At 48.7% G+C, this 13,030-nt stretch carries 11 protein-coding genes; 10 read left to right on the top strand and 1 reads right to left on the bottom strand.

Translation table 11 applies throughout. From position 1 onward, the window contains the following. Positions 1-33: 33 nt before the first annotated feature. Positions 34-1,851, top strand: a complete 1,818-nt coding sequence (locus tag GRF59_RS05135) for an APC family permease (protein ID WP_160496560.1) — start codon at positions 34-36, stop codon at positions 1,849-1,851. A gap of 25 nt (positions 1,852-1,876) precedes the next feature. Here GRF59_RS05135 and GRF59_RS05130 read toward each other — a convergent pair whose 3' ends face one another. After that, positions 1,877-2,764, bottom strand: coding sequence for a helix-turn-helix transcriptional regulator (locus GRF59_RS05130; protein ID WP_160496559.1), 888 nt, complete (start codon positions 2,762-2,764; stop codon positions 1,877-1,879). A gap of 121 nt (positions 2,765-2,885) precedes the next feature. Between GRF59_RS05130 and GRF59_RS05125 the strand changes: the two genes are divergently transcribed. The 9 genes from GRF59_RS05125 (at position 2,886) to GRF59_RS05085 (ending at position 13,026) form a co-directional block, all read left to right on the top strand. Next, on the top strand, positions 2,886-3,632 hold the full coding sequence (locus tag GRF59_RS05125; RefSeq protein WP_160496558.1) for a sugar phosphate isomerase/epimerase family protein: 747 nt from the start codon (positions 2,886-2,888) through the stop codon (positions 3,630-3,632). A 28-nt stretch (positions 3,633-3,660) separates the two neighbouring features. Then, a complete protein-coding gene (locus GRF59_RS05120; protein ID WP_160496557.1) occupies positions 3,661-4,752 on the top strand; it encodes a Gfo/Idh/MocA family protein in 1,092 nt (363 codons plus the stop codon). A 175-nt stretch (positions 4,753-4,927) separates the two neighbouring features. Next, positions 4,928-5,929, top strand: a complete 1,002-nt coding sequence (locus tag GRF59_RS05115) for a Gfo/Idh/MocA family protein (protein WP_160496556.1) — start codon at positions 4,928-4,930, stop codon at positions 5,927-5,929. A 42-nt stretch (positions 5,930-5,971) separates the two neighbouring features. Further along, positions 5,972-6,922, top strand: coding sequence for an AraC family transcriptional regulator (locus GRF59_RS05110; RefSeq protein ID WP_160496555.1), 951 nt, complete (start codon positions 5,972-5,974; stop codon positions 6,920-6,922). Between the two features lie 15 nt (positions 6,923-6,937). Then, positions 6,938-8,026 (top strand): Gfo/Idh/MocA family oxidoreductase, encoded by a 1,089-nt coding sequence (locus tag GRF59_RS05105; RefSeq protein WP_160496554.1) that lies wholly within the window; start codon positions 6,938-6,940, stop codon positions 8,024-8,026. A gap of 394 nt (positions 8,027-8,420) precedes the next feature. Next, entirely contained in the window at positions 8,421-9,686 is a 1,266-nt protein-coding gene (locus GRF59_RS05100) for an MDR family MFS transporter (protein WP_160496553.1), read from the top strand. Between the two features lie 110 nt (positions 9,687-9,796). Then, positions 9,797-10,336: a superoxide dismutase family protein gene (locus GRF59_RS05095; protein WP_160496552.1), complete on the top strand. Its 540-nt coding sequence runs from the start codon at positions 9,797-9,799 to the stop codon at positions 10,334-10,336. A 244-nt stretch (positions 10,337-10,580) separates the two neighbouring features. Next, positions 10,581-10,994, top strand: coding sequence for a VOC family protein (locus GRF59_RS05090; protein ID WP_160496551.1), 414 nt, complete (start codon positions 10,581-10,583; stop codon positions 10,992-10,994). Positions 10,995-11,199: 205 nt separating this feature from the next. Beyond that, on the top strand, positions 11,200-13,026 hold the full coding sequence (locus tag GRF59_RS05085; protein WP_160496550.1) for an assimilatory sulfite reductase (NADPH) flavoprotein subunit: 1,827 nt from the start codon (positions 11,200-11,202) through the stop codon (positions 13,024-13,026). Positions 13,027-13,030: the final 4 nt, after the last annotated feature.

Here is a 13,030-nt window from a genome sequence, read left to right as displayed (position 1 = left end):
AAAGGACGATTTTACGAAGAGAGGAACTTTGGCATGATGAACAAGTTCAAACGTCTCCTGATCGGCCGTCCCATGAAAAGCGCAGAAATCGAGGGTGAAAAGTTAACGAAGCTGAAAGCTCTTGCCGTGCTTTCTTCCGATGCACTTTCGTCTGTGGCATATGGTACGGAGCAAATCCTGATCGTGCTGATGGCCGCCGGATTTGCGGCAGTCTGGTATTCCATTCCGATCTCCATCGCGGTACTGGGCTTGTTATTGATTTTAATTTTATCTTACCGCCAGACGATATTCGCGTACCCTACAGGCGGAGGAGCGTATATTGTCGCCAAAACAAATTTAGGTGAACCGGTGGGCCTTCTGGCCGGAGGCTCGCTGCTTGTCGATTACATTCTGACGGTTGCGGTAAGCTCTTCGGCAGGGACGGATGCCATCACTTCGGCTATTCCATCACTCCATGATCACCGGGTTCTGATTGCACTCATCATGATCGTTTTTCTCACCGTCATGAATCTCCGAGGCGTTACCGAATCGGCTTCAGTGCTAGCGATACCGGTATATTTGTTCGTTATAGCGATATTCGTCCTGATTCTTTCGGGCATCATCAAATTTGCAACCGGAGGGGTTCATGCAGCAGCGCCGGCGCTTGGAACAACGGTATCCAACGTCAGCTTGTTTCTGCTTCTCAAGGCTTTCAGCTCAGGCTGTTCGGCCCTAACCGGGGTTGAAGCCGTATCCAACGCCATACCGAACTTTAAGCAGCCTTCGGAGCGAAATGCGGCCACGACATTAATCATGATGGGCACCATCCTTGGAGCGATGTTTATCGGGATCAGCCTGCTGGCCTATTGGTACGGTATTGCTCCGAACCCGAAAGAAACGGTTGTTTCCCAAATCGCCAATGCCACGTTCGGCAGGGGCACCATTTATTACATCATCCAGGGCATCACGGCACTTATTTTGTTCTTGGCCGCCAATACAGCCTACTCGGCGTTTCCCCTGCTGGCGTTCATGCTCGCCAAAGACAAATTTATGCCACGGATGTTTATGGTTCGAGGCGACCGGCTCGGTTTTTCAAACGGGATTATCAATCTAGGCGTTTTGTCGGCGCTGCTTGTGATTTTGTTCCAAGGCAATACGGAGAACCTGATCCCGATGTACGCCCTTGGGGTATTTATACCGTTTACGCTGTCTCAGCTCGGAATGATGGTCCGGTGGGTAAAGCTGAAGCCTCCCGGTTGGAGAGTCAAATTTATCATTAATACCATTGGAATGCTGACCACCTTGACGATAGCGCTGATCTTTGTCTTCACGAAATTTACGCATATCTGGATGGTATTTATATTCCTCCCGATTGTGATCTATATTTTCTACCAGACCCAGCGTCATTACCATAACACCGCAGAACAGCTGCGAATTGACGTGATTCGGGATAAACCGATCATCAAGGGCAATACCATTGTTGTCCCGATTGCCGGTATTACGCAGGTAGTCAAACAATCCATTGGATACGCCAAATCGGTAACCGATAATGTGGTAGCGGTCTATGTCGGTTTTAATGATGAAGAAATCGAACGCATGGAAAAGAAATGGGAGGAGTGGGATCCGGGCGTGCGGCTGATCGTGCTCCGGTCCAGCTATCGCAGTGTTCTCCGTCCACTCATGAAATTCATCAATACGGTGGAATGGAAAACGTCTGCGACGGACCACATCACGGTCCTGATCCCGCAGTTCATTACGAAGCATTGGTGGCAGCATATTCTCCATAACCAGACTAGTCTCGTGCTGCGTGCGTATTTGTTCAATCAGAAGAACGTGGTCATTTCAACGTTTCCGTTTCATCTGAACAAATAGCGAAGAAAAGCCTGATACATTCGTATCAGGCTTTTCCTTTTTTGCGGAACTGGTGGGGAGATATGTTCTTGTACTGTCTGAATTGCTGGATGAAGTAGCTGGAGCTTGAGAATCCAACCTCAAGAGCAATTTGGGTCATACTCATATCCGTTGTCAGAAGCAGTTTTTCCGCTTCCGTGATCCGGATGTAACTCAAGTAGTTAGTGAATGTTTTACCCATTATTGATTTGAAACGTCTTGAAAAATAACTGTAGCTCATATTGCATAAGCGGGCGGCCGTTTGAGCATTGATATCGTTCATGTAGTTGTAGTCAATGTATTCAAATACTTTTTGGAGCATCTGATAATCGCTGTCATTCAGCGAATGGGAGACTTCCCAGCCCCATTGCTGGTGATGCGTTTTACGGAGAAACCATAAGAATACCCGGCAGATCAGCGTTCGAACAGCCAGTTCGAAACCGAAGCCTTTGGAGCTGAACTCATCATAGATCTCCCGAATCAGAGAAGGGATGGGAGTGTCTTGAATTTCCGGCTCCGTGAAGACTCTCTGGCCTCTGGAATCCGCGAGCGTAAACGGAAGTATATATTTGGATTCAAGAAACGTACGTGACGTGGAATATAGAATCTCGGGATCGAACTTTACGACAATATAGGAGACCTCGTCATCCACGGAATAAATGGAATGCGTCTCATGCGAATGGATCAGGATCAAATCGCCCTTGCCTAGGGTATGGCATTCGGCTCCCAGATAAACCTTGGCCTTGCCGGATAGTAAATACAGCATTTCGATATAAAGATGCCAATGCGGACCCACGATGCAGCGTGCCTTTTTGCTGGAATGGATCATGCTCTCATAAGGGAAATGGATCGATCCGGCTGCAGACCGGTTGGATTCGAAATAAGGCTCAAGCATCAATTCAGCACCTCGTTTTCACCATGACAAATATTTAATATTTTAGAATAGGTTCATTGTATAACTAATCCTGCGAATTTGGTATCCTTACCTTACTTGTTACACGGGAGGTGGCATAAATATGAAGAATATAGCACTGCAGCTGTATTCTATTAAAGAGTTAACCAGCACGGATTTTTTAGGGACACTGAAAAAAGTAGGCGACATCGGATACGATGGCGTGGAGTTCGCCGGTTATTTCGGGACTTCGGCCTCTGAACTTCGGAATGCGCTCGATTCATACGGTTTGCGGGCAGCAGGAAGCCATATCGGCATTTCTGACCTGATGCTTCAGCTTGATCAGACGATTGAGTATTCGCTTGCGATTGGCAGTCCTTATATTATTTGTCCCGGGCTTCCTGAAGAAATGCGTGAAAGCGCTGACAGCTACAAGAGGACCGCGGAACGGCTGGACCGGATCGGAGAGCGCTGCAAGGAGCAGGGGCTTCGATTGGGGTATCACAATCACGGAGTAGAGTTTCAGAAGTTTGAAGGTTTGACTGGTCTGGAATGGCTGGCCAACCACACGCACCCGGATCATTTATTCCTGGAATTGGATACATACTGGGCTGAACATGCGGGCTTCACTTCCGTTGATTGGATCGAGACACTGAAGGAGCGATGCCGCATCTTGCACATCAAGGACATGAAGAGCGAGCAGGACAAGCGGAACACGGAGATCGGCTCGGGCATCATGGATTTCAAGGCGATCACTGCGGCTGGCAAGCGTTACGGTGTCGAATGGTTCACGGTGGAGCAGGAGGAATTCGAAATTCCCCAGCTGGAGAGCATTGAAGCCAGTCTCACGTACCTTCGACAAATATTATAAACTAATGTAATCAAGGAGATGACAATGAATGGCTGAACAACAAAAAACACTTCGTGTGGGCATTATCGGCTGCGGGGGAATTGCAAACGGCAAGCATATCCCGAATCTGAATGCGCAAAAAAACGTTGAATTGGTGGCATTCTGCGACATTATCGAAGAACGCGCAATTCAGTCGGCACAGAAAATCGACAGGGAAGATATCGCCATCTACACGGATTATCAAGAGCTGCTGAAGGATGAGAGCATCGATCTGATTCATGTATGCACGCCCAATAAATCCCATTCCTTCATTACCATTGCGGCGCTGGAAGCAGGCAAGCATGTCATGTGCGAAAAACCGATGGCCAAGACCTCCGAGGAAGCTAGAGCGATGCTGGAAGCGGCCAAGCGTACAGGCAAGAAACTGACGATCGGTTACGATAACCGTTATCGTCCGGATTCGTTGCTGCTGAAGAAAATATGCGAACGCGGAGACTTGGGCGATATCTATTTCGCGAAGGCGCATGCGATTCGCAGACGCGCGGTTCCGACATGGGGCGTATTCCTGAACGAGGAAGAACAGGGCGGTGGCCCGCTCATCGATATCGGTACGCATGCCCTGGATTTGACGCTGTGGCTGATGGATAACTATAAGGTGAAGAGCGTTGTGGGTAACGTATATCACAAGCTCGGCAATAAAAAAGATGCTGCGAACGCATTCGGTCCTTGGGATCCGGAGCAGTTCAAGGTTGAAGATTCCGCATTCGGATTTATCACAATGGAAAATGGTGCAACCGTGACGCTGGAATCCAGTTGGGCGCTGAACACCCTGGATGTAGGCGAAGCCAAAGCGACGCTGTGCGGAACGGAAGCTGGCGCGGATATGCGGGACGGACTCCGGGTCAATGGCGAAGAACTTGGACACTTGTACACCAAACAACCTGAGCTGAATACCGGCGGAGTGGCTTATTTTGACGGGAAATCGGAAAGTCAGGCTGCCAGAGAGTGCAGACTTTGGATCGATAGCATTCTGAATGATACGGAGCCGATGGTAAAGCCTGAGCAGGCACTGGTTGTCACGGAAGTGCTGGAAGCGATCTACGAATCGGCACGGACGGGAAAAACCGTCTATTTCGAATAGAATTGAATGGTTAAAGAATGAAGGCTCACCCTTTTCTGAAAGAGAGAGTGAGCTTTTTCTTATATGTCGTAAATTTAGATACATTTGTCGCAATGTTATACTGTTATGATCGGGGTTTCCTATGATAGATTAAGGGCATGATGTCCTAATATTAAATAGATTGAGGTGGCTGGAAATGATTAGAATCGGAAAAATTAGTTATTGGCATGTACATGCATGGGATTATACAAAACAAGCTCAGGAGCATCCTGAGGCAGAGATTGTAGCGGTATGGGATGAAAATCCGGAACGCGGGCAAGAAGCGGCTGAAAAACAAGGCGTCAAGTTCTACGACTCGCTGGACGAGATGCTGGCACAGGACGATATCGATGCAGTAATCGTAGATGCTCCTACGCGTATGCACCGTGAAGTCATGCTTAAAGCTGCAGCAGCCGGCAAGCATATTTTTACGGAGAAAGTGTTGGCTTCTACGCTGCATGAAGTTAACGATATCTTGAATGCGGTCCAAGAAAATCATGTGAAATTGACGGTCTCCCTGCCCCGTTTAAATGATGGCTACACGCTTGCCATCCGTGAGATTCTTGAACAGGAGCTTCTTGGGCAAGTAACGCTGGTACGTGTTCGTTTGTCCCATAACGGGGCAACGGCAGGCTGGCTGCCGGAGCATTTCTACAGCTTGGAAGATTGCCTTGGAGGGGCGCTCATTGACCTTGGTTGCCACCCGATGTATTTGACGCGGCTGTTCCTGAACCAAGAGCCTATCGATGTCAGCGCGCAATTCGGCTATGTTACAGGTAAGGAAGTAGAGGATAATGCAGTTGCCACTTTGTCCACGAAAACTGGAGCCGTGGGTATTGTTGAAGCAGGTTTCGTAAACAATTTCTCACCGTTTACCATCGAGGTTCACGGAACCGACGGTACGCTTTTATATGGAACGCCGAATGAGAAGCTGTTGATCCGTACCACGCGTAAGGAAGAGTATAAAAATGAATGGGTGGAAGTGCCTGTTCCGGGAGCACGCGAAAGCGCGTTCCATCAATGGATCGGACATATCCAGAACGATACGACTGCAGATGAGAATGTGGCCTTTGCGGTTGAACTGACCAAGCTGATGGAAGCGGCGAATCAGTCGGCCCGCGAACACCGGAATGTGCGCCTTTCCGAGCTGCAGGGTTAGCAGTGCCGAATCCCCCAAATATGGAATCAAGGAATGTGCTGCATGATAAACAACTTTCCGTATGACATCATGGTGGAGCGTCAAGACGCTTTGGAACGTCTGGATTTGAAGGTGTACTGGGGAACGTACGAGATTCGGGTATTACGATTTCACTTCGTAACGTTCCCCTCGGGCAAAATGGTGACCTTTCACAAGCATGCCGAGTATGAATTTCATTTTATACCGCGCGGCAAAGGCAAGGTCATATTAGAGGATGAGCCGTTTGCGCTGCGTGAAGGCATGTTATATCTGACAGGTCCCGGCGTCATGCATTATCAGGAAGCTGACGCGGCGGAAGCCATGGATGAGCTCTGCCTTCATGTCGATATCGTAAATCTGGCGGACAAAGAGAAGAATAACGGGAAATATGCACGTCACGGAGCAGATCCTTGGGAGATGGCCGAAGCTCATGACTGTATGGAGAAGTTAACACGGCTGCCGCTCAGACCCGTGATGGATACGCACCGGGCGATGCCCTTTTTCCTGGAAGCCTATCAGGCTTCGCAGATGAAATATGCAGGTTTGTATACCACGATCAAGCACTGCGTCATACAGATTTTGCTTCGTGCCGTAAGAGCATATGAATCTGAGCCGATGGAGGCGATGCTGCCCGCAAGAGACATGAAAGCCTACCGTTATCAGCTCGCTCTGGAATACATGCAGGCGAATTCGTCCGGGGAGGTTATCCTTGATGATGTTGCGGATAAGCTTCATATCAGCACGCGCCAGCTGCAGAGAATTATTAAGGAGATGGGGGGCGGACATTCATTCAGTGCAATTCTGGAGGATATCCGCCTGCAAGCGGTGTGCCGCAGATTGGTGGAAACCAAGGAACCCATGGATACCATTGCCAGGCTGGAAGGTTTCTCGAGCGGCAGCTATCTACATACGGTGTTCCGGAAAAGGATTGGCATGACACCCACCGAATACAGGAATTTGAACACAAGCATATAGGAGGATGGCATATACGTGGGAAAGACGATACGGATAGGTATAATCGGAAGCGGAGGCATTGCAGGCGAGCATGCCCGCGCATACAAAAATATCGAGGATGTTGAAATTGTCGGCGTAGCCGATATTTTACCGGGCCGGGCCGATCAATTTATTGAGCGCTGGGATTTGCTTCAGGCGAAGGGCTTTGACGACCATCAGAAGCTGCTTGAAATGGAGCTGGACGGGGTAAGCATCTGCACGCCTAATGTAGCGCATCATCATACCACGATCGACTCCTTGCTTGCCGGAAAAAACGTCATGGTCGAAAAACCGATGTCCGTCACGCTGGAGCAGGCAGTTGACATGGTGCAAATCTCCAAGCAGACCGGCAAAATCCTCAACATAGGATTCCAGCCTCGTTATGATCCGAACATGGGACTGATCAAGGATCTCGTGCAGAGAGGGCAGCTCGGGAAAGTCTATTATGTAGAAACAGGCGGGGGAAGACGCCGGGGAATGCCGGGAGGCACATTTATTCGCAAGGATATCGCCGGTGCGGGTGCGATGGCCGATATCGGTTGCTACTCGCTTGATCTGGCTTTGAATACATTGGGTTATCCCAAACCGTTGACCGTTTCGGCCTACACTTCAAGTCATTTCGGCACGAATCCTAAATATCACCCGGAAGCAGATCGGTTTGATGTGGAGGACTTTGGCATCGCGATCATCCGTTTTGAGGGCGATTTAGTGCTGAATTTCAAGACGTCCTGGGCCATGCATATGGATACGCTGGGGGCGACCATGTTCCTGGGAACGGATGCAGGCATGAAGGTACTTCCGGGTAGTTCAGGCCCTTGGGGAGGCGTCTGGGATGGCAATGTCGGTGCCATATCCCTTTTCCATGATATCCAAGGCCATCACACGGAGAGTATCATTCCGTTGATCGATCATAAACTCAGCGTCTTTGAGGAGAAAATCAAGGCCTTTGTCCGGGCGCTCCGCGAAGGGGGACCTGCGCCGATTCCGGGAGAACAGATCCTCCGTAATCAGGCGATTCTGGACGGCATTTTACGTTCGTCTCAAACGAAGAAGGAAGTCGAAATTCAAATTCCGGATATCGGTTGATTCCGGCTGTTCATGCAACAGTCTGCCTCCTGGCTGCCAGGGGCAGACTGTTTTTGCTGGGTAGAGGCGTTTGGGATTCCCATAGAATGAATTATACTAGGCAGATTGATTTCTGACTGTGATGAAGTTCACGACGACTAAGAAGCGATCACAACGATCATCTGGACGTGAGGATGATTCCTTCAATTTCATAAAGATCGGATCAGGTTCGATCATACAGTCGTCCATGAGTCAAAATAGACTAGGTTCAAGTCCGTTGAACCCGGTCTGTTTTGGCTTTTCGCTTGTGGTTTTTTGATTTTGTGGTATATTAGAACTCCTTCCTTTTTTCCCAACATCTCACTATTCATACGGAAATCGATCTTTGCAAATCCAAGCAGGAGGACTTTGTTTAATGTACTGGTTGAAATGGGATCTTAATCTCAAAATCAGGCTTATTGGTGATACGCTGTTTAACATGCTTTTTTGGATGTACTTCCCATTTATTACCCTTTATTTCAGCGGAGCCTTCGGCAAGTCCGTTGCCAGTTTGCTCATGACTGTACCACCGCTGGTCGGCATCTTCGCGAATTTGTTTGGAGGGTTCCTGTCAGACCGATTCGGCAGACGGCCTTCCATGCTCTTGGGCTCTTGCGTGCAATCTGCGATGTTCGCTGTATTTGCTTGTTCCACCAACCATTGGCTTGATTACGTGGCTTATATCGGCATTGGGCTGGGAGGATCTATTTTCACGCCTGCCAGTTCAGCCATGGTTGCAGACATTACGTCCGAAAAAGACCGCAGAATGGTTTTCGCGACATTTGTTACAGGCCGGAATATCGGTGCGGTTTTCGGACCTGCGCTTGGGGCGGTGTTTTTCATCCACTACCGTACGGAATTGCTGTGGACGTGCACACTGGTAACGCTGCTTTATTTCATCACGATCTGGTGGAAAATCCGCGAGACTCTTCCGGTTCAGGCAAACCGTCCACGGAAGCAAGAGAAATTGTCCGGGCTCCTGAAGGAGCAAATCCGCAACTACGGAGTCATATTTAAGGACAAGGCATTTGCCATATACATTCTGGCCGGGGTCCTGGTGACGATTGCTTTTATGCAGCTGGACATGTACCTTGCCACGTATGTCAAAGAATACGTACCTGCCCAGCCGCTGCTTGCGTTTAAAGGTTGGTCCTTTACGCTTAGCAATACTGGGGTTTTTGGATGGATGATCGGGCTTAATGGCCTGCTGTTTGTCCTCTGCGTGATGCCGGTAACGAAGCTGTTCGAGCATTGGAGCGACCGGAACGTATTTATTTTTTCATCCGTTTTGTTCGGTCTTGGCATGTTTCTGATGAGTTTTACGACCAACGTATGGTTGCTCTTGATCTTCGTGACGATTATGACAATCGGAGAACTATCCCGCTCGCCGGTTACGGAAAGCTTTGTCAGCAAATATGCGCCTGCGCATGCCCGGGGACAGTATATGGGAGCTTCCAATCTGCAATATTCGTTAGGCCGCTTTATAGCCCCAGTCGCGGTGTTCCTGTCTTCGTGGGTCGCTCCGGTCGGGGTGTTTGGATTCATTTTTTTATGTACCTTGCTGAGTGTCGGGTTGTATATACTCCTGTTCCGGATCATTCCGAACGAGAAGTCTTCCGCAGAAAAAAGCATCGATTTGTAATGCGAAGGCTTTATTCAATATTTTACCTGTGATGAGGTTATCTTTTTCCGGTAAAAAGGCAAGCATGAGAAAAGGAACCGAAAACATCTACAGGAGGAAGAATCAGCATAATGAAAAAACAAGCCATCTGCCTGAGCGTACTCAGCACACTCGTATTCGGTGCAGCTCCGATGAGTCCGTCCGTATGGGCAAAGTCAGAGGAAACGCAATTAAAAACAACCATTATCGACTCCAAGGGGGTTGAAGTGGGCACGGCAGTCTTGACGCAAAAAAAAGATGTGGTGCAAATCCATATTGAAGCCAAAAATCTGCCTCCGGGAGAGCATGGCATTCACTTTCATGAAACAGGTAAATGCGATCCGCCAGACTTTACGACGGCCGGAGCCCATTTTAACCCGCAGGGCAAACAGCATGGGTTCAAGAATCCGAAGGGGTATCACGCAGGGGATCTTCTGAACATTCATGTTAAGGCAGACGGAACCGTGAACGCTGACCTGGAGAGCAAAACCGTTACTTTGCAAAAAGGTACAGCGAATTCCCTGCTGAAGGATGGCGGCACTTCTCTCATGATTCACGAAAAGGCCGATGATTACGTTACGGATCCATCCGGTAATTCCGGTGCGCGGATTGCCTGCTCGGTCATTCGGTAGATCAAGTCAGAGATAGTGGGAAAGGCAGCTAAAACTTATGTTTTGGCTGCCTTTTTTTGTGGGTTACTTCATGCAATTGCTTCAACATCTTTTTCTTATTTCGGTTAGGTCAGACACGGCATAGCCTACAGGCTGTGCATATCAGAGAAATCCGGTCTAATTAAAAATGCTCCTGCGGACTCTATAATTAGGAAGAAAGCCATGCTTTAATTACAATGAAAACATGAATAGGGGTGACGTGATCATGACGACGAAAGCCAAGCAAATTTTTGTCAATCTGCCAGTTAAGGATTTGAAGAGATCCATTGCTTTTTTCACAGCTCTCGGTTTTGAATTCAACGATCAATTTACGGATGAGAACGCAGCTTGCCTTATCATCGGTGACCAGATTTACGCCATGCTGCTTGTCCATGATTTCTTCAGATCCTTCACGAAAAAAGATATCTCGAACGCTGCCGCAACGACGGAGGTCATCACCGCCTTGGCGGTAGAGAGCAGGGAACAAGTAGACCAAATCGTTCATAAGGCACTTGAAGCTGGGGGCAAGGTTTCCAACGATCCTCAAGATCACGGTTTTATGTATACCTGGAGCTTTCAGGATCCGGATGATCATCTGTGGGAAGTTTTTTATATGAACATGAATGCATCACAGGAATAATACTTTAATGCGTCAAAACGATGTTTGAACCGTGCACTAGCGCGGTTTTTTTATATTCCATGGACCTGAATTTTTGGTAAAAAGCTGAAAATTCTTCGTTGACCTCATACGGATGCTGTGATAGATTCAAGAAAGTATAATATTAAGTGGATAGTTTTAGTCGGAATTATAATTAAAAAAGCATGACGACGTGAGGTGGATGGGGTTGGAGCTTCAAGTAACAAACAGTCCTTTTAATCAAGAGCAAGCAGATTTACTGAATCGTCTGCTGCCGACACTTACCGGATCACAGGCGAGCTGGTTAAGCGGATATTTGGCAGCGCTGCACGGATCGGCTGCGGCTATCCCTGTACAGGCGAACTTGCAGACTGCGGCGGTACCTGAAACTGCGGCAGCCCGCGAAGTGACGATTCTGTTCGGTTCACAGACAGGGAATTGCAGCGGATTAGCACAGAAGATATCCAAAAAGCTGACCGCACAAGGAGCACAGGTAACTGTGTCCTCCATGAGCGATTTCAAGCCTAACAACCTGAAAAAAGTCCAGAATCTCCTGATTGTCGTGAGCACGCACGGCGAAGGCGAACCGCCGGACAATGCAATCTCCTTCTATGAATTTTTGCATGGAAAACGCGCACCGCAGTTGGATGGCATGTCTTTCTCCATTCTTGCTCTTGGCGATACTTCATATGAATTCTTCTGCCAGACGGGCAAGGATTTCGATAAACGACTGGAAGAGCTTGGCGGTAAAAGAATTGCGGATCGCGTTGATTGCGACGTGGATTTTGATGAACCGGCAGACGAATGGATGAATGAAGTGTTGAAGGCGTTAAGCGCTGCGGATGCTTCTGGGATATCCGGTACTCCGGGTTCTCCAGTGACAGGCATTGCGTCTGAAACGGAATCCGAATATTCGCGAACCCATCCATTTCATGCGGAAATACTGGAGAACTTGAATTTGAATGGACGGGGCTCCGACCGTGAGACCCGGCATGTAGAGATATCTTTGGATGGCTCCGGCCTGCAATATGAACCAGGAGACAGCTTGGGAATCTATCCCGAGAACCATCCGGACTTGGTGGACGATCTAATCCAGACCATGGGTTGGAATCCGCAGGAGTCTATTACGATTAGCAAGCATGGGGATCAGCTTGCTCTACGTGAAGCCCTCTTAAGGCATTATGAAATTTCGGTGCTGACCAAGCCGCTCATTGCTCAGGTTGCAGAATTATCCGATAATCAACAGCTCAAGGAACTTCTTGCTTCCGGACATGAGCAGGAACTAAAGGGTTACATCGAAGAGAGAGACCTGCTGGATCTCGTACTGGATTATCAACTGCAGGGCATAACCGCTCAAGCTTTTGCCGGGATTCTTCGGAAACTTCCTGCTCGGTTGTATTCCATTGCAAGCAGCTCGAAGGCTTATCCGGATGAGGTTCATGTAACGGTTCGATCCGTTCGTTACGATGCACATGGACGGGACCGCTACGGCGTCTGTTCGGTACAGCTTGCAGAGAGATTGCAATCTGGAGATTCCTTGCCAGTGTACATACAGCATAATCCAAACTTCAGGCTTCCCGTTAACCCGGACACGCCAATCATCATGATTGGTCCAGGCACCGGCGTTGCGCCGTTCAGGGCTTTTCTGGGTGACCGGGAAGAAAGCGGAGCGGAAGGCAAGACATGGCTCTTCTACGGGGACCAGCATTTTTCAACGGATTTTCTGTATCAAACCGAGTGGCAGCGTTGGCTTAAAGACGGCGTACTGTCCCGCATGGATGTCGCATTTTCCAGAGATACGGACCAAAAGGTATATGTTCAGCACCGGATGTTCGAGAAGAGCCGCGAGCTTTATGAGTGGCTTCAGGAAGGTGCCTGTGTCTACGTTTGCGGGGACGAGAAGAAAATGGCCCATGACGTGCATAGCACTCTTGCTGCGATACTTGAGCAGGAAGGCGGCTTCAGCAAGGAAGCAGCTGCTGAATATTTACTCCAAATGCAGCAGGAGAAACGTTATCAGCGGGATGTTTATTAAGCCC

It is taken from the genome of Paenibacillus dendrobii (assembly GCF_009807035.1).
GTDB lineage: Bacteria > Bacillota > Bacilli > Paenibacillales > Paenibacillaceae > Paenibacillus_AQ > Paenibacillus_AQ dendrobii.
The sequence above is the reverse complement of the archived record's forward strand: the minus strand, read 5'-3'. Positions and strand labels throughout refer to the sequence as shown.

What these genes read in the sequence shown, in the direction of transcription:
- GRF59_RS05130 (WP_160496559.1), bottom strand. Translation starts at nt 2,764, where the DNA reads ATGCTTGAGCCTTATTTCGAATCCAACCGGTCTGCAGCCGGATCGATC.
- GRF59_RS05125 (WP_160496558.1), top strand. Translation starts at nt 2,886, where the DNA reads ATGAAGAATATAGCACTGCAGCTGTATTCTATTAAAGAGTTAACCAGC.
- GRF59_RS05090 (WP_160496551.1), top strand. Translation starts at nt 10,581, where the DNA reads ATGACGACGAAAGCCAAGCAAATTTTTGTCAATCTGCCAGTTAAGGAT.
- GRF59_RS05110 (WP_160496555.1), top strand. Translation starts at nt 5,972, where the DNA reads ATGATAAACAACTTTCCGTATGACATCATGGTGGAGCGTCAAGACGCT.
- GRF59_RS05135 (WP_160496560.1), top strand. Translation starts at nt 34, where the DNA reads ATGATGAACAAGTTCAAACGTCTCCTGATCGGCCGTCCCATGAAAAGC.
- GRF59_RS05100 (WP_160496553.1), top strand. Translation starts at nt 8,421, where the DNA reads ATGTACTGGTTGAAATGGGATCTTAATCTCAAAATCAGGCTTATTGGT.
- GRF59_RS05115 (WP_160496556.1), top strand. Translation starts at nt 4,928, where the DNA reads ATGATTAGAATCGGAAAAATTAGTTATTGGCATGTACATGCATGGGAT.
- GRF59_RS05120 (WP_160496557.1), top strand. Translation starts at nt 3,661, where the DNA reads ATGGCTGAACAACAAAAAACACTTCGTGTGGGCATTATCGGCTGCGGG.
- GRF59_RS05095 (WP_160496552.1), top strand. Translation starts at nt 9,797, where the DNA reads ATGAAAAAACAAGCCATCTGCCTGAGCGTACTCAGCACACTCGTATTC.